The 23,244-nt window shown below is 65.0% G+C and carries 19 protein-coding genes, 2 tRNA genes and 1 pseudogene; 2 read left to right on the top strand and 20 right to left on the bottom strand.

Annotated elements, in window-relative coordinates; genetic code table 11:
• Positions 1 to 149: 149 nt before the first annotated feature.
• Entirely contained in the window at positions 150 to 3,614 is a 3,465-nt protein-coding gene (locus E3O46_RS07285; RefSeq protein WP_241987359.1) for an NACHT domain-containing protein, read from the bottom strand.
• 241 nt (positions 3,615 to 3,855) lie between these two features.
• On the opposite strand from E3O46_RS07285, the gene E3O46_RS07280 reads away from it, so the two are divergent.
• The gene (locus E3O46_RS07280) at positions 3,856 to 4,515 is read left to right on the top strand and encodes a DUF4145 domain-containing protein (protein ID WP_166791040.1); all 660 of its coding nucleotides are present in this window, start codon (positions 3,856 to 3,858) and stop codon (positions 4,513 to 4,515) included.
• Positions 4,516 to 4,547: 32 nt separating this feature from the next.
• Here E3O46_RS07280 and E3O46_RS18675 read toward each other — a convergent pair.
• From E3O46_RS18675 to E3O46_RS07240, 8 genes and pseudogenes are all read right to left on the bottom strand, one after another.
• Positions 4,548 to 4,756: pseudogene (locus E3O46_RS18675) on the bottom strand (recombinase family protein); the annotation flags it as partial.
• A 663-nt stretch (positions 4,757 to 5,419) separates the two neighbouring features.
• Positions 5,420 to 6,004: an NYN domain-containing protein gene (locus tag E3O46_RS07270; RefSeq protein ID WP_134561415.1), complete on the bottom strand. Its 585-nt coding sequence runs from the start codon at positions 6,002 to 6,004 to the stop codon at positions 5,420 to 5,422.
• 68 nt (positions 6,005 to 6,072) lie between these two features.
• Entirely contained in the window at positions 6,073 to 6,459 is a 387-nt protein-coding gene (locus E3O46_RS18425; RefSeq protein ID WP_174775120.1) for a hypothetical protein, read from the bottom strand.
• Positions 6,460 to 6,721: 262 nt separating this feature from the next.
• Entirely contained in the window at positions 6,722 to 8,023 is a 1,302-nt protein-coding gene (locus E3O46_RS07260) for a tyrosine-type recombinase/integrase (RefSeq protein WP_134561414.1), read from the bottom strand.
• Positions 8,023 to 8,316, bottom strand: coding sequence for a helix-turn-helix transcriptional regulator (locus E3O46_RS07255; protein WP_241987358.1), 294 nt, complete (start codon positions 8,314 to 8,316; stop codon positions 8,023 to 8,025). The genes E3O46_RS07260 and E3O46_RS07255 overlap by 1 nt, the downstream gene beginning before the upstream one ends.
• A gap of 114 nt (positions 8,317 to 8,430) precedes the next feature.
• Positions 8,431 to 8,504: transfer RNA gene (locus E3O46_RS07250), tRNA-Ile, on the bottom strand.
• Positions 8,505 to 8,513: 9 nt separating this feature from the next.
• Positions 8,514 to 9,731: a glycosyltransferase gene (locus tag E3O46_RS07245; RefSeq protein ID WP_241975262.1), complete on the bottom strand. Its 1,218-nt coding sequence runs from the start codon at positions 9,729 to 9,731 to the stop codon at positions 8,514 to 8,516.
• A 181-nt stretch (positions 9,732 to 9,912) separates the two neighbouring features.
• Positions 9,913 to 10,839 carry a DMT family transporter gene (locus E3O46_RS07240; protein WP_134446025.1) on the bottom strand — a complete coding sequence of 309 codons (927 nt, stop codon included), beginning with the start codon at positions 10,837 to 10,839 and terminating at the stop codon, positions 9,913 to 9,915.
• A 40-nt stretch (positions 10,840 to 10,879) separates the two neighbouring features.
• Between E3O46_RS07240 and def the strand changes: the two genes are divergently transcribed.
• The gene (gene def, locus E3O46_RS07235; RefSeq protein WP_134446026.1) at positions 10,880 to 11,446 is read left to right on the top strand and encodes a peptide deformylase; all 567 of its coding nucleotides are present in this window, start codon (positions 10,880 to 10,882) and stop codon (positions 11,444 to 11,446) included.
• Positions 11,447 to 11,448: 2 nt separating this feature from the next.
• Here the strand turns inward: def and E3O46_RS07230 are convergent, their stop codons facing one another.
• The 11 genes from E3O46_RS07230 to dnaG all read right to left on the bottom strand — a co-directional run bounded on the left by E3O46_RS07230 (position 11,449) and on the right by dnaG (position 23,241).
• Positions 11,449 to 11,754 carry an AzlD domain-containing protein gene (locus E3O46_RS07230; RefSeq protein ID WP_134446027.1) on the bottom strand — a complete coding sequence of 102 codons (306 nt, stop codon included), beginning with the start codon at positions 11,752 to 11,754 and terminating at the stop codon, positions 11,449 to 11,451.
• Entirely contained in the window at positions 11,751 to 12,548 is a 798-nt protein-coding gene (locus tag E3O46_RS07225; protein ID WP_134561413.1) for an AzlC family ABC transporter permease, read from the bottom strand. Before E3O46_RS07225 ends, E3O46_RS07230 begins: the two co-directional genes overlap by 4 nt.
• A gap of 4 nt (positions 12,549 to 12,552) precedes the next feature.
• Positions 12,553 to 13,428: a sensor histidine kinase gene (locus tag E3O46_RS07220; RefSeq protein WP_134558457.1), complete on the bottom strand. Its 876-nt coding sequence runs from the start codon at positions 13,426 to 13,428 to the stop codon at positions 12,553 to 12,555.
• 96 nt (positions 13,429 to 13,524) lie between these two features.
• Positions 13,525 to 13,597, bottom strand: a tRNA-Asn gene (locus tag E3O46_RS07215).
• Positions 13,598 to 13,717: 120 nt separating this feature from the next.
• Positions 13,718 to 14,725, bottom strand: coding sequence for a D-isomer specific 2-hydroxyacid dehydrogenase family protein (locus tag E3O46_RS07210; RefSeq protein WP_134561412.1), 1,008 nt, complete (start codon positions 14,723 to 14,725; stop codon positions 13,718 to 13,720).
• Entirely contained in the window at positions 14,709 to 15,548 is an 840-nt protein-coding gene (locus tag E3O46_RS07205) for an ATP-binding cassette domain-containing protein (protein ID WP_134558459.1), read from the bottom strand. The genes E3O46_RS07210 and E3O46_RS07205 overlap by 17 nt, the downstream gene beginning before the upstream one ends.
• A gap of 5 nt (positions 15,549 to 15,553) precedes the next feature.
• Positions 15,554 to 17,302, bottom strand: coding sequence for an ABC transporter ATP-binding protein (locus E3O46_RS07200; RefSeq protein WP_134558460.1), 1,749 nt, complete (start codon positions 17,300 to 17,302; stop codon positions 15,554 to 15,556).
• Entirely contained in the window at positions 17,299 to 18,414 is a 1,116-nt protein-coding gene (locus E3O46_RS07195) for an ABC transporter permease (protein WP_134558461.1), read from the bottom strand. The genes E3O46_RS07200 and E3O46_RS07195 overlap by 4 nt, the downstream gene beginning before the upstream one ends.
• A gap of 2 nt (positions 18,415 to 18,416) precedes the next feature.
• Entirely contained in the window at positions 18,417 to 19,502 is a 1,086-nt protein-coding gene (locus E3O46_RS07190) for an ABC transporter permease (RefSeq protein WP_134446034.1), read from the bottom strand.
• Between the two features lie 85 nt (positions 19,503 to 19,587).
• The gene (locus E3O46_RS07185; RefSeq protein WP_134558462.1) at positions 19,588 to 21,216 is read right to left on the bottom strand and encodes an ABC transporter substrate-binding protein; all 1,629 of its coding nucleotides are present in this window, start codon (positions 21,214 to 21,216) and stop codon (positions 19,588 to 19,590) included.
• Between the two features lie 156 nt (positions 21,217 to 21,372).
• Positions 21,373 to 23,241 carry a DNA primase gene (gene dnaG, locus E3O46_RS07180; RefSeq protein ID WP_134446036.1) on the bottom strand — a complete coding sequence of 623 codons (1,869 nt, stop codon included), beginning with the start codon at positions 23,239 to 23,241 and terminating at the stop codon, positions 21,373 to 21,375.
• Positions 23,242 to 23,244: the final 3 nt, after the last annotated feature.

Raw genomic sequence — 23,244 nt, 5'->3', positions numbered from 1 at the left:
GACTACTGTCGGACCCGGTGGGCAAAACGGGCAGCAAGTAGTCCGTTGGTAACGGCAGTGGCTAACGCTTCGCCAACGTTTGCGTGCCCTTTGCGGTGGACGGAATCGCCCTTGTTTTCCATCAGCGTCGTCGTCGATCTAGGCAGTCTTCATCGATAGCTTGGGGTCCGGTCGACCTTGAGCCATTTGCTCTTGCGGGCAATCTCAGCGAGTGGCGTCGACGGCGACGGAGTTCTCTGGGCCGCTGCAGCTACCCCAGCGTCGGCGCTCTGTCTCGCGCGAAGCCGCACGAGGTCTTGGAAGATACCGGTCAGCCCGGTCGGGGCCGGTGAGAGTGGGGCGATCCAGCCCGATTCGGAGAGGCGCCGAGCCGCCGTCTCGAACGCACGCCTCGGGTTCGCAGGTAGGTGGTCGACGACCGTCCCGAGGTCGGCTGAGAGTTCATCAACCACAGGTCTGCTCGCCTTTGCCCATAGGGCCAGCGCCCATTCGGCCCGTGACAGATCGTCTTGGCAATCGGCGAGTCGATCCCGCCACCAGTTAACGTCGTTTGCTTTAGAGCGCGTCTCCGTGATCAGGGTGGCAGGATGGCCCGCCGAGCCAAGGCCGGCGGTGCCCGGCGCTTTAGTCACGCCGAGGCCTAACGGCGAAGCGGCGCCAATCACAGCTATTTCTGACACTAGCCAGCATCTATTCTTTTGCTTGAGGAGTGCGGTGGCCGTATTTGCCCATGGGAATGTGCTCCCTTTCTCTCCTCTTCTAAATCGGCGAAGTCGGGCGATGGCCGCGTATTCGGGACTCGACCTGCGGAGATGCTGCATTGCCAATGCGCGGCGATCATTCGACGCAGCATCCGGTTGATAGGTCGTAATCTCTGCACCGAACGCGTAGTACTCACTTGGGCTAAGCGCGACGGCAATTTGCGCGGGTCGCGAGCGAGTTGACGTCGTTTCTGAGCACTGGCCGTCGAGCACTGCGCGGATTAGCTGGGCCTCGAGCATCCCTCCGTCTTCGGGGATAAACCCGCAATTCAGGATGAGTTGGGCGCGGAGGCCGTCTTCCGCGGAGAGGCCTGGGATGTTCACTTTTGCGCCACCAAGGACTTCGCATTCTGCGCCGATCGCGAGCCAGGGCAGGTCTTTACCGATTTCGATTGCTTCAGCAACACGTTCAAGCCACCAGTTCATGAATTCGCTGCGGAGGCCAAGAAGTTCCCGAATCACCCGGACCCTCCAGCAGTTGTGGGGGTCTGCTGGATTGGCGCGTATTTCGGACGTCAGTCGCGTCCATGCTTCCCTGGCATGGCTGCTTTCGGGGAGGGGGGAGATCGCCTTGCTGTCGAGTGCGGCAAGTAGCAGATGGCTTCCGTGTTCGTCTGTGAGCGCGTTGACGACCGACGCTGCTTCGTTCGGTCTGCTGTTGAAGACCCCGTCGGCCAGTAGACTCCAGGACGCGACCCTGACTTGCTTGGATTTGTTCGCTTGAAGTTCGTGTTCGATACCAGCTTTTAGGACGTAAAGATCCGACCCTTTTGCGTTCCCGCTGTAGAAGCGGGCGGTGTTGAGCCAGTAGGGCCGCCGAAGCAGTTCGCGGAAAACTTCGGTCCGATCGAATGACTGGTTGCCTTCGCCCGCGTTGTAATAGAGAAACCTGGCCGCAAAGTACTCGCGGAGGGACAAAACTTCGAACTCGAAGGTGCCCTCTTCCTTGCTTGTCAGCGCCCAAAGCCGATCGGATGCCGCGAGAAAAAGTTCATCAACAACTTCGGTCGGCTTTCCATAAGTAGTTTGAAAGTGCTTCATGGCTGCATCGACTTCAGCAAATGCCATCCGCCCACTGTGTCCCTGTTCTTCACCCCGCGACTGCAGGTACCAACCAAGGAACGGTACGATCTCGGTCAAGTCGTCTCGATACTTCCGGACCGACTCTGGCCGCTTGTTCGCCTCACGGGCGAGCAAGAGTGCCATGTAGGCGTCGTAGAGCTCAGTGCGCTGGTTCGGTGTTGCATCGCCGTGCTGTCGGAGCAAATACAGCAAGATGGTGAGCTGCATCGGGTTTCCAGCCAGCTCGCCAATGTATGGTTCCTTAACCTTCTCCGTGAAGTTGCGGCGCAGTACGCGGCTGTCGTTCCCCCGGACGTTGTGGACGACACACCACTTTTGTAGATATTCATCCCGAAGCGCAGCGTCAAGCGGGCTCAGAGAAACTACTTCGAAGAGCTCGCTACTCGGTTCGGGGAGCCCGGCGGAGTTCGGTCGAGTCGTGACGACAACCTTTGGCTGAACGGCGTATGACTTGCCACGGGCGCAGAACAAGTCGATCTCGCGCACCACGCTCGTGCGGTCGCTCAGGTTGCCGACCTCATCGAGGCCGTCTAGAAAAACAAGGCTTGGAACCCGATCGAAGATCTCCTGGACGTCCGCCGAAGTCACCGAGCCTCGCCCGCTGGCATGACCAATCAGCTCAGCCAAGAACGATTCCACCGATGCTTGAGCAGCTTTGCGCTTCGGCCCCTTGGTCAACCGCGCGTCATCGGATTTGTCGAATACGTCAAATCCCTGCATCCACGCCGCATAGTCCCCGAGGTCGAGCCGCAGGGGGAACCGTGGCTGAGTGATTTCGGGGAGACTCGTAGTGACTGACGACTGGCTCGGGACAAACGCCAGCCGATACGCCTGACAGACGTACTGGCTGAGAGTGGACTTTCCTTGACCGGGCGCACCGCGGATGAGCGTGAAAGGATATGGCGTCCTTGTCGCGACGTAGCTGGCTGCGCCGCCCACTGAGGTGGACTCGCGGCTTATTGTCGCAACACGTTTCGGGAGTCGAATGCGTTCTGCGGGCACGTCAACGAATAGATCGGTGAGTCGCTCACGGTCAAGCTCCACTTGGCTGAACTTGATGCGCTCATCTTCGTCCCACTGCGCGGACGCGACCTTGCGCAGAATATCCCTAAGCTCGGAGTCCCTTGCAACCACGCCTTGCTCACTTGCCAAATAGCGAATGAGGTCCCAGCCTGCGAGCATTTCGGCGTACGCCCATTTGGTTTCGATAGGCGCCGAGTCGACGATTGAGTTGATCGCCTCCCGCCAAAGGCACGACATCTCGAGGCCGAACTCTGCCGAATACTGCCGGAGTTTCGCGTCAAGACGGTCAAAGGTGCCCTTGTTCGGCTTTCCTGTACTTTCGACATTCGTCACAAGGACGTATTTGCGAACTCCCTGAGCGGCGAACCTTTTGATTTTCTCGCCTTCACCTCTTACTTCAGCATCGAGCCAAGAAACCGGGTCTCGTTCGCGACCGCGCACAGACCATTTCGTCTGAAAGACGAGCCGGTCGGGGCCTACGACACCATCCCGTCCGCCATCGGATTGTCGAAGGGGTAAGGGTACATAGTCGGGGAACTGGAGGGCCAGCAGAGCCGACGCCAACTGTTGAAAGTCGTGGTCGCCCAACCTTTCGTACAGGTACTTATGTCGGCTCTCAGGCACATCGATCCTCTCGTCCTTGATCAGCGTGCCCGGTATCGCCGACCATGGACCCTCGACACACCCTCCGGCGCTCGAAGTCTCAGGGAGATTGCAATCAGAGGACTGCCAGGGCGGCGCGGCCACGCGTCCTGGCGTGGTAGCCGTCGATACACCAATTGGGCTCGGCGGACCTCGACATCAACAGGCCAAGGATGGTCAGAGCTTCTAGCGCTGGCACCGTGCAGCTCTTGGGCCCCGATATGGTCAATAAATGCCAAGAAGCTTGAATGATCTCGACCGCTGGGTGACTGCTGCGACCTGGCCACGAACGACATGCCCGCAGTGCAAAACTGGCACAGTTGGATACGCGACTAGTCAATCGCAAATGGACTCTGTTTCCAAAGCCTCGCTCGCGGCTGCGCACCGCAACGAAGGGCCGTTCGAAGAGCTTTCTGGCACTTTTACCGGCACCCTGATCTGCGATGACACCAATTGCATGCGAGAACTAGCAATGGCCGGCGATTGGGGATATCACTACGATTTCGACGATTATGACGGTCGCGGTCAGCCACAGCTGGTCGATACCTACCGCTTACGATATGCGAATCCTGCATTGCCTCTCTTAGCGGTCCCGGAACGCACACCGCAGACCGTACAAGATGAGATCGTAGGCGCGTCCAACGTTCTTTTCGTGAGTCCCAGCGCAGCTGGCAATCGTCTCCGACGCGCCACCGAGGAACTCATGAATGCGCAGCGCGTGAACAAGTCCAGGGTCGACAGAAAAACGGGGAAGCGTGTCCCAGCCACACTGCATGCGAGGATCGAAATGTTTGGTCTTAAACAACCCGACATCGCGCACACACTGCTAGCCGTGAAGTGGATCGGAAACGAGGCAAGTCACAGTCAGGAAATGACAGTGGCCGACGTCGTGCTGTGCGCTCGCGTCCTGAACGCTGCCCTGATAGCACTTTACGACCGGAGCGACGCCGAACTGAAACAACTGGTTAAGCTAATTAACCGGCGAAAAGGCCTCGGACGCCGCTGAAGTCCAGTCAGGTCTCTCGGTCGGCTGCCAGTCGACCCCAACGGAATTGTGGTACTTACGTCCCCTCCCCCGAGGTTTAGTACTCGTAACGCGGCGCCTCGAGCGCGCAAGTCATTTGCGAATGCATGCATTTTCTGCGGCCCAGCCGGTCACGGGTCGTGATGACGAGGGTGTCGCCGGTATGGAGCGCATCGAGCGCTTTGTCAAAGTTCGGTTTGGAGGCTCGAGCTCGAGATACGCCGCTACCACCCCGCCCGGCCCGCCGCGCTCCGGTGAGTATTCGAGGGCCTGAGCCCCACTCGATCGGGCGCTTGAGCCCCATCGATCGTGCGCAAGAGCACCAGTGGTGGTGCGGCTCAGCACCACGGGCGCTCTCCGTCATCGAATACGCGGTGGCGAGGGATCTGTGCTCGCGCATGTGCCATGACCGGGCAGGTCTCGTGGCCACCAGCGGGCAAATCTGCTGGCCACCTACGCCCAGCTCACCGGCTCGACAGCCAGCGCACTGCCAGCGCCGCGTCGAAGGCGGCCCCGTCGCTGAAGAGGGTCTCTGAGATCTTGTCCGTCACCGTGACGGTTGCCCTCCCGATCCGTGCCGCGCATTCCTCGATTCGTCCCAGGCTGGGAAGGTGCGGCCTTCGGCATCCCCTGGGCGGAGTGGATCGCCCGTTACAGCTAACCCTGACTACGCAGTTTCAGGATCTGCTTCGCTTTGGTCTTCCGTGCCGGTACTGGAACTCCTGCCGCCATGTGGCGATCACATGCTGGGAGGAGCTTTTCAGGTGGTGCTCAACCACGCCGGGAGTGGGGCTGAACGATACGAATCAGGCATCTCAACGGTGGGGCTCAACCGCACCACAAGTGGTGCCCAGCGAAGCCAATATTCACTCCGGCCGAAAGCAGGTCAGATTCGTGACAGTTTGTGGTTTGCCGTCGGGTCGAACCCGTGCGTACCCGATTGGTCTGCCCATGTGCTTCCCCTCGTTACGGCGGGTGATGACCGTGTCCCCGACAGCCGCGCAAGCACCGCAGAGGTGCTCTCCCCTTCAGCCTCTTCGAGCACGTCGAGGTATGTGAACAGATCGCACGCGTTACGGAAAGCTGCGGGCGTCTTCCGCTCTCCGAACCCATAGACGGTGACGCCTTCTTCGCGAATGCGGGACGCGAGACGGGTGAAGTCGCTGTCGGACGACACGATGCAGAAACCGTGGAATCGACGCGTGTACAGCAGGTCCATGGCGTCGATGATCAGTGCGCTGTCGGTCGCATTCTTTCCGATCGTGTTTGCAAATTGCTGGATCGGCTGAATCACGTGCTCGCTCGCAACAGGTTTCCAACTGCTCAAGTTCGTTTTGGTCCAATCGCCGTAGACCCGTTTGACCGAGGCAGTGCCGAAACGTGCCACCTCGGCGAGGACTGCGCCGATCTTTGCAGGCGGCACATTGTCGGCGTCGACAAGGACAGCGAGGAGGTCGTTCGGTTGCACCATGTCACAAGCATGTCAGTCAGCGCCGAACAATTGGGCCTGCACGCTCAGAGCTCCCAAATGCCACTCAGTTACTCAACGCCGGTTTGAAGCCCTGGCGGCGAATTCTGTGCCAATGAAGGTCCGGCTTGCGAACAGGCCGGCCAGAAGTTGAATCCGGTTCGATCCGTAGGATTACCCTCATGCTCCCAAAAGTTGAACTCACAGTGCCGAGCGCCGAAGACCTGGAGCTCGTTGAGCTCGCAAGAGAGGTCATCGACGCAAACACGGATGCCGGGCCCGATGAAGATGGTGCACATACTATGGGCGCGGCAGTTCGAGCCGCCGACGGCCGAATGTTCGCCGGGGTGAATTTGTTCCACTTCACCGGTGGTCCGTGCGCTGAACTGGTCGTACTTGGCGCGGCGCGTGCATAGGGCGGGCGAGAAATCGCGACAATCGTCGCTGTTGGCAATCATGAGCGCGGTGTTGTTGGACCATGCGGGCGTGACAGGCAGGTCCTTTTCGACTACTACCCAGGCATCAGGGTGCTGCTGCCGACCGCCGAGGGCGTTCGCGTCGCCACCATTGAGACCCTGATGCCGTTTGCCGCGGCGTGGACTATGGAGGGCGGCACTCAGCAGTTCGACGAGGAGCGTTTTCGCTGAAACGAGGGGAAATGAGGATCAACGAACCTTTCATGACGTCACCCTCGTAACGCCGAGTCCGGCATGCGCCGTATCAGTCCGGTCGGTCAGGGAGCCTACGTTTGGCACCTGCCTTGCCCGAAGCCGGGCCGATCAGCGGGGCACCGGCCTCCGAGTTGGGCACCTTTGAGACACTGGGGTCTCCCGACGACGGCGGTGGCGCCAGCCGTTGCAGTACCGTTGCGGGCTCCGATTTCACCGTCCGGTCGGGCTCGGCGTAGTGCGCCTTCGTCGTCGATGTCGAGGTGTGTCCGAGCATGTCGGCCGCTGCCTGTATGCCGAGTTCGTTGGCGAGCAGCGTCGCGCCGGTACGACGAAAGGAGTGTGGGCTGATTTCCATGTCCTCGAGGCCAGCGTTCCGGAGTATCCCCCGGAACGTGCGTCTGACGTTGTACGGCGTGAGCGGCGTGCCATTCCGTGAGTAGAAAAGTAAGTGTTCCGCGTCGTCCGGATCGATCAGCGCCAGGCGTTGGCGGATCACGTCGACCGCGAATTGCGGTACGGCAATGACGCGGTTCGACTCGTGCGTCTTGGGATGCGCCTGACGGAGCACACCGACGCCGTTGTGCACGACGAGCGTGCCACTGATGGTCACTCGCGGCGGATCGGCATCCAGATCCACGTCGCATTGCCGCAGCGCGAGCGCCTCTCCGATGCGTGTTGCTGTGCCGAGCATCACTTCGATGATGTCCCGCACCTGTCCGTCGGATCGTGGCCCCTTCGTGCCCTCCCCCGTACGCCATTCGCGGGCGGCGAGTCGGATTGCGGTGATCTGCTCCGTCGTGAGCGCCTTGGGGGTGTGAGGGGGCTTCTTCATCCGCGAGGTTTCCTTCACCGGATTGCGTGTGATGATCTCCCGGCGCACCGCGAAAGCCATGATCATATTGAGGATCGTGCGAGAGTGTTTCGCTCGCGTGTAGGACTTCTCACGCTGCTTCTTCAGGAAGAGCTCGATGCGCCCGACGGTCACTTCGCGAATGGTGAAGTGCTCGAAGAAGGGCATGACGAGCACGCGCAGCTCCCGCTTGTAGGTGTCTTTGGTCCCTTGGGCACGGTCCACGTCGAGCATCACGTCCTCAAGCCAGGCGTCGGCCAGCATCGGGAACGGCGAGCCCGCGTTCAGCGCGTCACCGACCCCACCAGCACGCATGCGCCCGGCCAGTTCGACTTTCAACGCTGACTGCGCCGCGTTACGACTCGAACGGGTCACGCCCACTTGCCGCGACTGCCCGTCCCAGTCGCGGAATACAGTCGTTGCCCGGTACCGGTCTGGACCGATTTTGGTCGTCTTAATGGCACCGAACGTACTGATCGGAAGTCGTGGTCGTCCGGCCATCAGTGCTCGCCACCTCGACTACTCAAGGATGATTCGGGCTCGTGGAGGCCGTCCAGCCATCGGCGAACGTCGGAGACTCGATAGCGGATCTCCCGTCCAACTCGAATGCCAGAAGGACCGCGGCCGTCGGTGCGCAGGTCATAGATGGCCTGCACCTGCACGCCGAGATACTCGGCGAGTTCGCTTGTCGTCAGCACAGGCTCTAGACCGAGCCCGAAGAGTCGTTCAGTATCCATGACCAGTAGGTATTCGAGGTCACTCCAGCCCGATCGAACCGGGTCGTGCACCTTCATAGTGAGCGCCGGTGGCAGGCGATCACTTTCGAATAAACCATGGATAAACCATGTATGCATCAAGTCTTGCCCTTTCAGTGAGGACAAGAAACCCTGATCAAACCATACTTCGAGTAGGGCGGCCGGGACTTGAACCCGGGACCGACGGATTATGAGTCCGCTGCTCTAACCAGCTGAGCTACCGCCCCCAACCGCAGTCACTCCGTGGAGCGGGCGGCGGCATCTGAGGTGATCGTGTCGACCACCGGTTCCCCACGATACAGGCTCTCAAAAGTGTCGAGGGTGCGATTGATGTCGTGGGCACCGATCAGCCGGAGCGACTCGTGCTTGAGGGCGTCGAGCACTTCGGGGCCCGCAGTGAGTACACGGGTCAGCTTGTCCGCAAGGTCCTGGGCGCTTCCTGGCTCGAAGAGGAAGCCGTTCTGTCCGTCGTGGACGAGGTGCGGCAGCGCCATGGCGTTCGCGGCGACGATCGGCAGGCCCGAGGCCATTGCCTCCATGGTCGCGATACTCTGCAGCTCAGCGATCGACGGCATCGCAAACAAGGTGGCGCGGGTGTATGCCGCGCGCAGTTCCTCATCCGTCACGTAGCCGCGGAAGACGACGCGGTTGCTGATGCCCAGGCTCTGGGCGAGGTGCTCGAGGTTGCGCTTCTGGTCGCCACCGCCCACGATCTCGACCTGGGTGTCCAGTTCAGGCGCGAGCAGCGTCACGGCGTGCAGGAGCACATCGATCTGCTTCTCGCTCGTCACTCGGCCGACGAAGAGGATCCGGTTCTCCGTGCGCGGCTCGAAGGACGGTGAATAGTTATGGGCGTCGATGCCGCACGAGATGGCGAGCACGCCCTCGAGTCCGGTGTACTTCTCCAGGAACTCGGCGGCGCGCACGGTCGGGGTCGTGACGGCTTCCGCCCGGCCGAAGGTGCGGCGAGCCGCCTTCCAGGCCATCTTGATCAGACGCTCGTGCATGCTCTTCGGAATGAGCGTGAATTCGAGCATGTTCTCGGGCATGAAGTGGTTCGTCCCGATGATGCGGATGCCGCGCTTCGCGGCCTCGATCGTGACGCCGCGCCCGATGTTGATGTGGGACTGGAAGTGCACGACATCCGGTTTGAAGGTGTCGAGAATTCGGCGGCTCTCCGCATGGATCAGCCACGGCAGCGCGTAGCGGAGCCAGTCGTGCGGGTACCAGCGCCAGCTCTTGATCCGGTGCACGAGGAACGTCTGTCCCTCGTGCTCTTCGGTCCAGGTGCCGTGCTTGGCCGAGGCAGCCGGCGCGAAGACCTGCACCTCGTGGCCGCGGGAGGTCAGGCCGGCGGCGAGACGCTCGGCGAACTTCGCCGCGCCGTTGACGTCAGGGGCGAACGTGTCGCAGGCAATGAGGACCTTGATCGGCTTTTTCGAACCCGGAGCCACAGGGGTCGAACCTAGTGGCGAAGCGGTCGAGTCTGACAAAGTGAGGGTGTCCCAACGTGTGTGGGCCGGAGGTCGTCATCCGGCGGTATTTCAGGTCTTGGACGGCGCGAACGCGGCCGACATCTCTTAGCACCCTATTCTAAATCCGCGTGTTCTCGCCCATCCTCGGCGACGGCGCGCCCTATTCCGATACGGTAACGGATGCCTGCGGGTGGTGCCGCGACAGCAGGATGACACCCCAGATCGCGATGGCGCCTGCGAATGCGAACGCTACTCCCGCCCACGCTGGAGCCTGTGCGATCTCGCCGAGGACGACGATGCCGATTCCGACCGCCACCAGCGGATCGATCACGGTCAGGCCGGCGATCACGAGATCGGGCGGTCCCGACGAATACGCGTTCTGGACGAAGTAAGCGCCGAGAGCTGCCGCGAGGAGCAGGCCGGCGACGCAGGTGAGCGTCAGCCACTCGAAATTGCCGTTCTGAGTGCGGTTGATGATCACCTTCGCCAGGGTCGCGACGAAGCCGTAGAGCACACCGGCGCCGGTGATGTAGAAGATCGCCTTGAACTGGGTGTGCAGCAGCGCGAACGCGACGACGAAGGAGACGAGCACCGCGGCGAGCACGATCAGGATGGTGATGAGGTTCTTGTCGGTCACCGGCTTGTCCACGGCGAAGAAGGCCGCGACGGTGACGAAGAGCCCGATGCCGCCGACGCAGAGCGCGATGGCGATCTTGGAGGCCCGGTTGACCGGGGTCCTGGTCACCCGGGCGTTGACGATCGACGTGATCACGAGGGCGACGGCGCCGAGGGGCTGCACGACGATGATCGGGGCGAAGGCGAGGCTCGAGAGCTGGAAGACGATGGCGAGGCCGAGCATGAGGGTGCCGATCACCCAGGACGGCCGGCGCAGCAGGAGCAGCAGCTGGTGCGGATCGAGGCCTCCCGTGACCGCAACGGTGTTGGCTTCGACCTTGTTGACGCCCCGGTGCTGGAACTGGGCTCCGAGCGACAGGAACACGCCGCCGATCAGGGCGAGCGGTATGCCGATCGCCTGGCGAGGGTCGACGGGGAGGTCGACGGTGAAGTCAATCAGGTCGAGGTGCACTCAACGACCCTACGACGGAACGGCCCGATATCCTTGCTGAATGGCCGTTCGCTCAATTGTTATTTTCGGGGACCCCGTCCTCCACACCCCCGCCAAGCCCGTCGAGACCTTCGACCAGGAGCTCCGCGATCTCGTCCAGGACATGTTCGAGACGATGGACGCCGCTCCCGGAGTCGGCCTCGCCGGCCCGCAGGTCGGCATCCCGCTGCGTCTGTTCACCTACGCCTACCTCGACGACGACAACCGACAGTGGCGCGGCGTCGCGATCAACCCCGAGCTCTGGATCACTCCGGTCCCCGCCGGAGAGGCCGACGAAGACGAGGACGTCGAGGGGTGCCTGTCGTACCCAGGCGAGCGATTCCCGCTGCTCCGCTCCCCCCGGGCGATCCTCCGCGCCGTGGACCTCGACCAGAAGCCGTTCGAAATCCACGCGGACGGCTGGCTCGCCCGGATCTTCCAGCACGAATTCGACCACCTCGACGGCACGGTGTATGTGGATCGCCTCGAGCACTTCTACGCGAAGATCGCAACGAAGGTCACGCGCAAGCGCGGCTGGGGCGGTCCCGGCCTCGCCTGGCTGCCGGGCGTAGACAACCTCGACGAATAGGCTCAGAAGAGGGCGCGAAGGCCTGCCGCCACAAGCGCGGCCACGATCACGACGACGATGAAGGGCACCCGCAGGGCGAACAGGACGACCGCGACGAGGACCGCGGGCACCCGGGCGTCCAGGGCAACGCCCGTCCCCGCGCCGAGCGTCTGCACCGCGATGAGGGCCGCGAGCAGGGCAACGGTCACGAGTTCGCTGATTCTCGCCAGGGTCGGCTTCTTCAGCACGGAGGCCGGCACCAGATAGCCGGCGAGCTTCAGCACGACACAGGCGATGGATGCCGCGATCACGATCTGCCAGAGGGTCACCTGCCGCTCCCCCGCGTTGGAGTACCAGAGGGGGTGCCGGAGCGCGCGCCGGCCCAGTTGGACCAGCCGACGACGATGGCGACGAGCGCGGCCGCAAGCACGGGCAGCCCGGGCGCGAGAACGGGCGTCAGGGCTGTGGCCACGACGAAGGCGGCCACCGCGACGACGAGGGCCTGCCGCCGCTTCAGCCGCGGCCAGAGCAGGCCGACGAAAGCGGCAGCGGCCGCGGCGTCGAGGCCGTACGAGCGGGTGTCGCCGAGGGTGTTGCCGATCAGGGCGCCCACGAAGGTCGTCAGGTTCCAGCCGGCGAACACGATGAGGCCGGTCACCCAGAACCCGCGCCGGCTCGACCGCGGGGTCGGCTGGGCGAGCGCGACGGCCGTCGACTCGTCGATCGTGATCCACGCCGCCGCGAACCGGCGCAGCCAGCCGCGGCCGACGATGGGCGCGGTGCGAATGCCGTAGAGGCCGTTCCGGGTGCCGAGCAGCGCGGCACCGGCGATCGCCGATGGCCCCGCCGCGACCCCGCCGGCCGCGAGTACTCCGATCAGGGCGAACTGGGATCCCCCGGAGAACATCACCAGGCTGAGGAACGCCGTCTGCCAGAGCGTGAGGCCGGACGCGACGGAGAGCGCCCCGAAGGAGACCCCGTATGCGGCCGTCGCGACGCCGACGGCGATGCCCTCGCGCGTCGCGACCCGGTCGAGAGCCCGGGCGGCGATCTCCTGGGAGGCGGCGTCCTCGGCAGTGTCGTCGTCGACAGCGTCGTCTTCGGGAGGGAGCTGCGCGGGCATCCCGCTACCGGGAGAGGTTCACGCCGTGCACACCGTTGTGGTAGCGCAGGAACGGGAAGACTACGGACACGGAGAAGCCGACACCCGGGACGGTGCCCGCCGTGAAGGTGCCGCCGAAGAGCTCTGCGCGCTCCCGCATCTGGGTGATGCCCGCACCGGACACGCTCTCGCTGAGCGCGTGCAGGTCGTCGTCGATCGTGTACCGGGTGCGCGCGGCGACCTCGTCGGGGTCGGAGCTCACCCTGCGGGCGGCCGCGCGGATGCCGTCGTCGTCGACGAGGAGCTGCAGGCCGTCCCTAGTCCAGGTGAAAGAGACGTTCGCCGCCGTGCCGCGGCCGCCGTGCGTGAGGGCGTTGGCGAGTGCGCCCTGCAGGATCCGGAAGATCGCGAGTTCGGCGCCCGGCTTGAGCGGGAAACGGTCGCCGGACTCGGCGAAGCTCACCTCGAGGCCGGCGTCGCGCATCACGCGGAACAGGTTCCGCGCGGACTGCAGGCCCGGCTGGGGCGTGTCGACGGTTTCGCCCTCGCGCACGATCGTGAGCACCCTGCGCATGTCCGCGAGGGCGACCCTGCCGTCCTCGACGAGGGCCGTCGCGACCCGGACCGCGCTCGCCGGGTCGTTCTCCGCCGTGTACCGCGCACCCTCTGCCTGCGTGATCAGCCGGGCGACGTTCAGCACCGCACCGTCCTGAAGCTCTCGGATGATGCCGAGGCGGCCGTTCTGTTCGGCGAGGGACAGTTCGAGGTCGATACGCATCCGTTCGGCCGCCGTGCGGTCGAAGATGATGCGGCGAAGGCGCAGAGCCGTGAGGAGCCACAACAGCAGCAGGACGACGGCGACTGCGGCGAGCACGCCGGCTGCGAGAGGCCAGAACTCCACGGTGTCGCCTTTCCAGAACTTCCGGACGAAAAGAGAAAACAGAATGAAATAGAAATAGAAAAGGCCACCCGGGGTGGAGCCCTGAGTGGCCTTTCGCTCCCCGACTTGGACTCGAACCAAGAACCGTCGCATTAACAGTGCGATGCTCTGCCAATTGAGCTATCGAGGAAAAGCTGGAACAGCGTTTCCGCTTGAACAGCGTTATTACTTTACCAAGAATCGGCCGTTCGCCAAATCGGGGCCGGGAAGCGGTCTCCTCCCAGCGCTTCGGCACCGGCCCGGCACGGGCTCAGTACCCGCGCTGCGGGTCGACGACGCCGACGAAACGGCCATCGCCGAGGAAGGCCAGCACGTTGAGCCGGATCCGTTCGGCGAGCAGCGGAGCGGTCATCTCGGGCGTGTCCGCCGAGTGCGGCGTGATCAGGCAGCGCGGCTCCGTCCAGAGCGGATGCCCGTCGGGTAACGGTTCCGGTTCCGTGACGTCGAGTGCTGCGCCGGCGATGCTCCCTGCGGCGAGGGCCGCGACGAGGGCATCGGTGTCGATGAGCGGACCGCGGCCCACGTTGACGAGGTTGGCGTTGCGGTTCATCAGCGCGAGCTCGGGGGCGCCGATCAGATGCCGGGTGTCCTTGGTGAGCGCTGCCGCGACGACGACGACGTCGGCGTCAGGGAGGACCTCGTGCAGGGCGCTCGTCTGCACCGTGCGCGCCGCGCCGGCCACGGGCTGTTCGGACCGGCGCACAACGGTCACCGTCGTCCCGAACGGTTCGAGCAGCCGGATGAGTTCGAGGGCGATGCCGCCTGCGCCGATGATCACGACATGGCGACCGTAGAGGGAGCGCCCCTCCGGCAGGGTGCTCCAGCTCAGGGCCCTGGCACGCTTGGGCAGCACGCGCAGGAGCGCGAGGGTGAGCGTGAAGGCGTGCTCGGCGACGGGCTGGGCGTATGCGCCCTTGGCGCTCGTCCAGAGCAGTCCGGGCCGGTCCTGCTCGGCCAGGAGGTCGCTGAACGCGTCGACTCCCGCCCAGGGCAGCTGGACCCAGCCGATGCCCGGGTTGTCGTCGAGAGCGGCGCGGAGCTCGTCCGCACGCCCGTAGGAGAGCCAGATCAATCCTCGGGTGGCATCCGAGAGCGGTCCGAGGACTCCCCCGGCCGCCTGCACCGCCCACATGGCGGTGTCTGCGGGGTGCGGGAGGATCGCGATCGGCCCGCTCGGCGGCCGCTGCCCGAGCGGAACGGCCGTGACCGTGCCGGCCAGGACGGCCTCATGCTGGGCGTGCTCAGGTATCGCTGTCATGCTGTCCGTCCTGGGTGAGTGCCGAAGCAAGCTCGGCGACGTAGGGATGCCACGGGTCGGCGAAGACCTCGTCGATCGTGCCGAGGCCCACGAGCACGCCCTGGTGCAGCACGGCGATCCGGTCGGTCACGCGCCGGAGAACGGCGAGGTCTGAGCTGATCACGACGGCCGTGAACGCGCGTTCGCGCTGCAGTTCGCCGATCAGGTCGACGACGGCGTCACGGACGGTGACGTCGACGCCCGCGAGCGGTTCGTCCGCGATCAGGAGGGTGGGGCCGAGCACGAGCGAGCGGGCAAGCGCGACGCGTTGCCGCTGGCCGCTGCTGAGCTCGTACGGGTATTTCGTGAGCACGGTGAGCGGCAGGCGCACGGCATCCACCATGGTCGCCACGAGCGCCCTGAGGGCACCGGCCTGGTACCGGGCGTCGCGCTCGAGCACGGGCTCCGCAACGAGCTCGCTGACGGTGAGTGTTGCCGGAAGCGTCTGGCCGGCGTCCTGGGCGAGCATCCCGACCTCGAGGGTCAACCGGGCGAGCTTGCGGCGGCTGATGCCCCGCAACCGCAGGCCGAGCACGGTCGCCTCGCCGCCGGTGATCAGCGGTCGTACGTCCGTGCCGGCCGATCCCCCGCTCCCGGAGAGCACCCTGGCGAGGGTGCTCTTGCCTGAGCCGCTTTCGCCGAGCACACCGAGCACCTCACCGGGATTGACCCGGAGGGTGATCCCGCGCAGGGCGGCGAAGGAGTCGCTCGCACCGTGGGCCGGATACGAGACGGAGAGGTCGTCCATCGCGATGGGAAAGGTCCATGCCGCGCCGCGAGTCATGGTTCCTATCCTGCCGTACGCAGCTCCCGCAGCTTCTCACGGCGTCCGGCCTGTTCCACCGGGTCCGGAACGGGCAGCGAGGCGAGCAGGCGCTGCGTGTACGGATCTTTCGGGGCGCCGAGCACCTCTGCGCTCGTGCCCTCCTCGACGAGCTTGCCGTGGTAGAGCACCGCAATGCGGTCGGCGAGGATATCCACGACGGCGAGGTCATGGCTGATGAAGAGTGCCGCGAAACCGAATTCCCGCTGGAGCTCTGCGAAGAGCTCGAGGACCCGGGCCTGCACCGAGACGTCGAGCGCCGAGGTGGGCTCGTCGGCGATCAGCAGGCTGGGCTCGAGCGCGAGCGCCCTCGCGAGGCTCGCGCGCTGGCGCTGGCCGCCGCTCAGCTCGTGCGGGTACCGGTCACCGTAACTGCGCGGGAGCTGGACGGCCTCGAGCAGTTCGTCGACCCTGGCCCGTGCCTCAGCAGGGTTCTTCGCCCTGCCGTGCACGATGAGCGGCTCCGCGACGCAGTCGGCGATGGTCAGCAGCGGGTTGAAGCTCGATGCCGGGTCCTGGAAGACGAAGCCGATGTCGCTGCGGAACTTCTTGAAGGCGCGTTCCTTGAACCCGTTCATCTGGTGGCCGTGCACGGTCAGGGAACCGTCCGTCACCCGGGTGAGGCCGGCGATGGCGCGGCCGATGGTGGTCTTGCCGCTTCCGCTCTCGCCGACGAGGCCGAGGACCTCGCCAGGGCGGATGCTGAAGCTCACGCCGTCGACGGCGGTGAAGCCGCCGCGGCCCATCCTTCCCGGATACTCGATGCGCAGGTCCTTCGCGACGACGACGGGCGTCTCGGCGGTCCAGCCGGGCGCCCGTGCCGCCGCGCGGTCGGCGGCGTGCACGACGCCCTGGCCGAGGTGCGGAACGGCGGCGAGCAGCTTCTTCGTGTAGTCGTTCTGCGGGGAGGCGAACAGGGTGCGCGCATCCGCTTCTTCGACCACCTTGCCCTGGTACATCACCGCGACCCGGTCCGCGAGGTCGGCGACGACGCCCATGTTGTGGGTGATGAGGACGATCGCTGTGCCGAAGTCGTCGCGGCAACGACGCAGCAGGTCGAGGATCTCGGCCTGCACGGTGACGTCGAGCGCCGTGGTCGGCTCGTCCGCGACGATGAGTCCGGGGTCGAGCACGAGGGCCATCGCGATGACGACGCGCTGCTTCTGTCCGCCGGAGAACTGGTGCGGGAAGTAGTTGACCCGGATCTCAGGGTCGGGGATGCCGACCCTGCCGAGGATCTCGACGGCCTTCTTCTTCGCCTCGGCGCGGCTGAACTGGCCGTGGGCGCGGATGCCCTCCATGATCTGCCAGCCGACGGTGTAGACGGGGTTGAGCGCGGTGGACGGTTCCTGGAACACCATCGAGACGTCGGTGCCGCGGAGCTGGCGGAGTTTCTGCTTGCCGACGGAGATCACGTTGTTCGTGCTCGAGCCGTCCTTGCTGCTGAGGAACACGGCTCCCGATGACGTCGCGGTCTCCGGAAGCAGGCCGAGGATCGTCTTGGCCGTCACGGTCTTGCCGCTTCCGCTTTCGCCGACGATCGCGAGCACCTCGCCGGGCGCGACCCGGAGGCTGACGCCGGCGACGGCGTGCACGGCGCCGGCGTCGGTCGCGAAGGTCACAGTGAGGTCGGTGATGCTGAGCACGTCGGAGCTTCGCGCGGTGCTGGACACGGCTCCGGCGGACTCGGGGGTGGTGGCGGATGCCGCGGTCATGACCGGTCCTCGAATCCTTCGTCGGTGAAGCTGTCTATGTCGGCGTCGATGCCGTCGGCGCCGCCCTCGAGGCCGTCGAGGCCGCCAGGGCCGCCCGTGAGCGTACCGCCGGGGACGACGGACGTCGCCGCGACGACGGAAACAACCTTGCCGACCGAGCGGCGACCGCGGAGGCGCGGGTCGGCGAGGTCGTTGAGGCTCTCGCCGACGAGGGTGATGCCGAGCACGACGAGCACGATCGCGAGACCGGGGAACAGCGAGGTCCACCAGATGCCGCTCGTGACGTCGGAGAGGGCCTTGTTCAGGTCGTAGCCCCACTCTGCTGCGGCGCTCGGCTCGATACCGAAGCCGAGGAAGCCGAGCCCGGCGAGGGTGAGGATCGCCTCGGAGGAGTTGAGCGTGAAGATGAGCGGCAGGGTGCGAGTGGCGTTGCGCAGCACGTGCCGGAACATGATCCGGCCGTTGCTCGCGCCGAGGACCCTGGCGGACTCCACGTAGGCCTCCGCCTTGATCCGGACGGTCTCCGCGCGGATCACCCGGAAGTACTGCGGGATGAACACGACGGTGATGGAGATGGCCGCCGCGACCACTCCGCCGACAAGGTCGGACTTGCCGCCGGAGATCACGATCGACATCACGATCGCGAGCAGCAGGGATGGGAACGCGTAGACCGCGTCGCAGACGACGACGAGGATGCGGTCGAGCCAACCGCCGAAGTAGCCGGAGACGAGGCCGAGGAACACGCCGGCGAAGATGGAGAGCAGTACCGCGACGACGATCACGAACAGGGCGGTCTGGGCACCCCAGAGGACGCGGGACAGCACGTCGTAGCCGCCGACGGTGGTCCCGAGGATGTGAGCGCCGCCCGGGGCCACCTGGGCGCCGAAGGGGCCGTTCGCGTCACGCAACTGGCTGTAGCCGTACGGCGAAATCACGGGGGCGAAGATGGCGGTGAGCACGAACAGGCCGGTGATGACGAGGCCGGTGACGAGCATTCCCCGCTGCAGGCCCATGCTCTGCTTCACCTGGTGCACGACGGGGAGCCGGTTCCAGAGTGCGGCGAGGCCGCCGCGGCGGACGGGGGCACTGGTGGTGTCTGGCGTGTGGCTCATGGTCAGTACCTCACCCTCGGGTCGATGATCGCGGCGATGATGTCCACGATGAAGTTGGACAGCGCCACGATCACGGCGAGCAGGGCGACGATGCCCTGCACGGCGACGAAGTCACGTGCCTTGAGGAATTCGGAGAGCATGAAGCCGAGGCCCTTCCATTCGAAGGTCGTCTCGGTCAGCACGGCACCGCCGAGGAGCAGGGCGATCTGCAGGCCGATCACGGTGATGATCGGGATCAGGGCCGGCCGGTACGCGTGCTTGGAGACCAGCCGGAACTCGCTCACCCCCCGCGACCGGGCGGCATCCACGTAATCGGTGCCGAGGGTGCCGATGACGTTGGTGCGTACGAGACGGAGGAAGACACCGGCGGTGAGGAGGCCCAGGGCGATCGCCGGGAGCACGGCGTGCGCGAGCACATCCATGAGCACCGCGGGGTTGCCGGTCATGATCGCGTCGATCGTGTAGATCCCGGTCTTGCTGGGCAGGAACTGCATCTGCAGCTCCGAGCCGGTCGTCGCCCGTCCCGCGACGGGCAGGACCTTGAGCCAGACCGAGAAGATCAGCTTGAGAAGCAGGCCGGAGAAGAAGACCGGGGTGGCGTAGCAGAGGATCGCGAAGATCCGGAGGGAGGCGTCCTGGCCCTTGTCGCGGAAGTACGCGGCCACCATGCCGAGCGGGATGCCGACGATGAATGCGACGAGGAGCGCGTAGAACGCGAGCTCAGCCGTGGCGACGCCATAGGTGAGGAGGACGTCGACGACGGGCTTGTTCGTGCTGATCGTCGTGCCGAAGTTGCCGGTGAAGATCTGGCCGAGGTACTCGAAGTACTGGACCAGGATCGGCCGGTCGTAGCCGGCGGCGTGGATGCGTTCGGCGAGCTGGTCGGCGGTGAGGCGGCCACCGAGGGCAGCCGTGATCGGGTCGCCGGTCGCGCGCATCAGCCAGAAGACCATGGAGACGAGGATGAAGATCGTCGGGAAGATGAGCAGGAAGCGGACCGCGATGTAACGACCGATGCCCCCGCCGGGGGAGGTTCGTTTGCGCCGGATTCCCTGGGGGGCGGTCGGGCGCGCTGCCACTGTTGTCATCACTGCCTATCGATCGAGAATTGAAAGGGGGCACCCAGCGCTCTGGCTGAATGCCCCCGGTTACAACTGGTGAAACAGGCCGGACTTAGCCCTTCTTCAGCGCCGCGTAGCGGAACTTGAAGGATGCGTCGAGCGTGTCGGTGGTTCCGGTGACCGTGGTCCCGGTGACGGCGACCTGGGCACCCTGGAGGAGGGGCAGGGTCGACAGCTGGGCTGCGACCTTGTCCTGGATCTCCTCGATGAGCTTGGTACGGGCGTCCTTGTCGGTCGTGACGGCCTGCTGCTTGATCAGGTCGTTGACGACAGAGTCGCTGTAGTGGTTTCCGACGAAGTTACCATCGGCGAAGAACGGCGTCAGGTAGTTGTCCGCGTCCGAGTAGTCCGGGAACCAGCCGAGCTGGTAAGCGGGGTATGCGTCCTTCACGCGCTCCTTGGAGTACGTGACGTACTCGGTCGAAGCCAGGTTGACCGTGAAGAGGCCGGAGGCGTCGAGCTGGTCCTTGACGAGCGCGTATTCATCGCTCGAGCCGGGGCCGTAGTGGTCGGTGTTGTACTGCAGGTTGAGGGCGACAGGGCTCGTGATGCCGGCGGCTTCGAGCGTTGCCTTGGCCTTCGCCTTGTCGGGTCCTCCGTTGCCGTCGCCGTAGAGGCCCTTGAGGGACTCGGTGGCACCGGTCATGCCGGCCGGAACGTAGGAGTAGAGCGGCGTGTACGTGCCCTTGTAGACCTGCTTGGCGATTTCGGCACGGTCGACGAGGTCGGCGACGGCCTGGCGCACGGCGAGCGACTTGGCCGGGTCGGCCTCTGGCGTCTTGGCGCCGAACGGCTGGGTGTCGAAGTTGAAGACGATGTAGCGGATCTCTCCGCCGGGTCCGTCGACGACCTTGACCTTGTCGTTGCCGCGCAGGTCATCGATGTCCGTCGACGACAGGCTGCGGAAGGCGACGTCGATATTGCCTTCCTGCACATCGAGCTTGAGGTTCGACGCGTCGGCGTAGTACTTCACGTTGACGACATCCGACTTCGCCGCGCCGAGGTTGCCCTTGTAATCCTTGTTGGCCTTGTACCCGATGAGGTTGTTGAAGTCGTAGCTCGTGATGACGTACTGGCCTGCGAAGGCGTTCGCCTTCACGATGTCGGCATCGGGCGTGATCGCGGTCGCCGAGAAGGTCTCCTCGTCGACGATCACGCCGGCAGGGCTCGACAGGATCTGCGGGAAGACCTGGTCGTTCGCGGCCTTCAGGGTGAAGACGACGGTGGTGTCGTCCGGAGCCGCGACGCTCGCGAGGTTGTACAGCAGGGTCGACGGGCCGTTGGCGTCCGCGATCGACAGCTGGCGGTCGAAGCTGAACTTCACGTCTGAAGACGTGAGCTTGTGACCGTTCGCGAAGACGAGGTCGGGCTTGAGCGTGACCGTGTACTCGGTGGGGGTCGTGAACTCGGCCTTGGTCGCGATGTCCGGCGTCACATCGGCGGTGCCGTATGCGCTGTTCATCAGGAACGGGAAGACCTGGTTCATCACGGCGAACGAGCCGTTGTCGTACGAGCCGGCCGGGTCGAGCGTCGTGACCTTGTCGGTCGTGCCGATCAGGAGGGTGCCTCCGGCGCTTGCGGTGGTGCCGCCTGCCGAGCAGCCGGCGAGGACGAGCGCGGAAGCGGCGACGAGCGCCAGTCCCCCGATCAGCCTGGTGCGCCTGGTGGGTGAAAATGCCATGTGCGTGAGCCTCTTTCTCTCGAAATGCGGCAGAGGCGGCATGCGAGGGAGCCGCACCTCTGCATTGCTGTACCGAAAGGAATATCACGAAAAACGCAGTTTGCCCGAATTCTCGCCAGAATATTTACCTAGCTGCAACACGCGAGGTGTGCTCAGTTACTCATCCCTCAGGTTGCGCCGCTCGAGTTCGACCCGCATGAGTTCACGCTGCAGCGCCGTGTACGGCACACGGTCGGTGGGGTCAGCACGCTGCAGCCGGCCGAGCAGCTCGGCTTTCTGGCGGAGGAAGTCCCGGTCGATGAGCGCGACGGTCACGTCGCGCACGTAGCGTTCGACTTCGCGTTCGGTGCGTTCGGGAAGCGGCGCCATCGCCAGGTCGGTGACCAGGTTCTGCAGGGAAACCGGTACGTCCGCGACAACGCGCTCGATCCAGTCCGGCGCCGAGAGGGTATCCAGGTTCGCCGCGATCGCGTCACGCACGACAGCGAGGGACTGGTGGGAGAATCCCGTCTGCACCGCCCGCTGCAGCAGTTCGACACCGACGAGGGCAGGACGCTGGAGCATGGCCATCAGCCCGTCGCGTTCCAGGCGGGTGACCGGGTCCGTCGGCAGTTCAACCATCGAGAACGGGCGTTCGCGCGCGGGCTCGCCGGTCTCACCGCCTCGGGCGGCGGCGGATGTCCCCGGCGCGGTGCGTGAGCGGCTGAGCGCGGCCGAGACGGCCCGGCCGACCTCGCCGAGCTCCATGCCGAGCATCCGGGCGAGCTCGTGCGTATAGCCCGGCCGGAGGGCGGGGTCGCGAATATCGCTCACGAGCGGGGCCGCCGCCCGGAGTGCGGAGACCCGCCCTTCGACAGTCTCGAGGTTGTACTGGGCGAGCAACTGCCGGATCATGAACTCGAACATCGGCTTCTTCGACTCGATCAGCCGTTGCACGGCCCCATCGCCCTTGTGCAGCCGCAGGTCGCACGGGTCGAGGCCCTCCGGGGCCACGGCGACGAAGGTCTGCGCGGAGAAACGCTGCTCCTCGCTGAACGCGCGGACGGCGGCCTTCTGGCCTGCGGCATCCGGGTCGAAAGTGAAAACGACCTCGCCGACACCGCTGTCGTCGCCGAGGACCCGGCGGAGGACCTTGATGTGGTCGACTCCGAAGGAGGTACCGCAGGTCGCGACGGCGGTCGTCACCCCGGCCAGGTGGCACGCCATCACGTCGGTGTACCCCTCGACGACGACGACCTGGTGGCTGCGGGAGATGTCCCGCTTCGCGAGGTCGAGCCCGTAGAGCACCTGCGCCTTGTGGTAGATCGGGGTCTCCGGGGTGTTCAGGTATTTCGGGCCCTTGTCGTCGTCGAGGAGCTTGCGCGCCCCGAAGCCGATCGTCTGGCCGGTGATGTCGCGGATGGGCCAGACAAGCCGGCCGCGGAAGCGGTCGTAGACGCCGCTCGATCCCTCCCGGCTCGACACCAGTCCGGCGAGGGTCAGCTCCTCATCGGAGTAGCCGCGACCACGGAGGTGTTTGGTCAGTTCGTCCCAGCTCTTCGGGGCGAAGCCGATCCCGAACCGGGTCGCCGCGTGGGCGTCGAAGCCGCGTTCGCCGAGGAATGTTCGGCCGACGGCGGCCCCTGCGCTGCCGAGCTGCTCGACGAAGAAGTCGGCGGCGGCCTGGTTGGCCGCGTAGAGCCGCGCGCGGTTGGTGTGGTCCGGCGCATCCGCCCCGCCGCCCTCGTAGTGCAGTTCGAGGCCGACCCGGCCAGCGAGTCGTTCCACGGCCTCGCTGAAGGTGACGTGGTCCATCTTCTGCAAAAAGGAGTAGACGTCGCCGCTCTCGCCGCAACCGAAGCAGTGGTAGAAACCGACCTGCGGGCGGACGTGGAAGCTCGGGCTGCGTTCGTCGTGGAAGGGGCACAACCCCTTCAGGGAGCCGACGCCGGCCGACTTGAGGCTGACGTAGTCGCCGACGATGTCGGCGATATTGGTTCGGGCCTTGACCTCTTCAATGTCGCTTTGTCGAATCAGGCCTGCCATAGC

Origin of the sequence: Cryobacterium glucosi, assembly GCF_004402235.1 — a bacterium.
GTDB classification, from domain to species: domain Bacteria; phylum Actinomycetota; class Actinomycetes; order Actinomycetales; family Microbacteriaceae; genus Cryobacterium; species Cryobacterium glucosi.
This window is presented reverse-complemented; position numbering and strand designations above follow the sequence as displayed.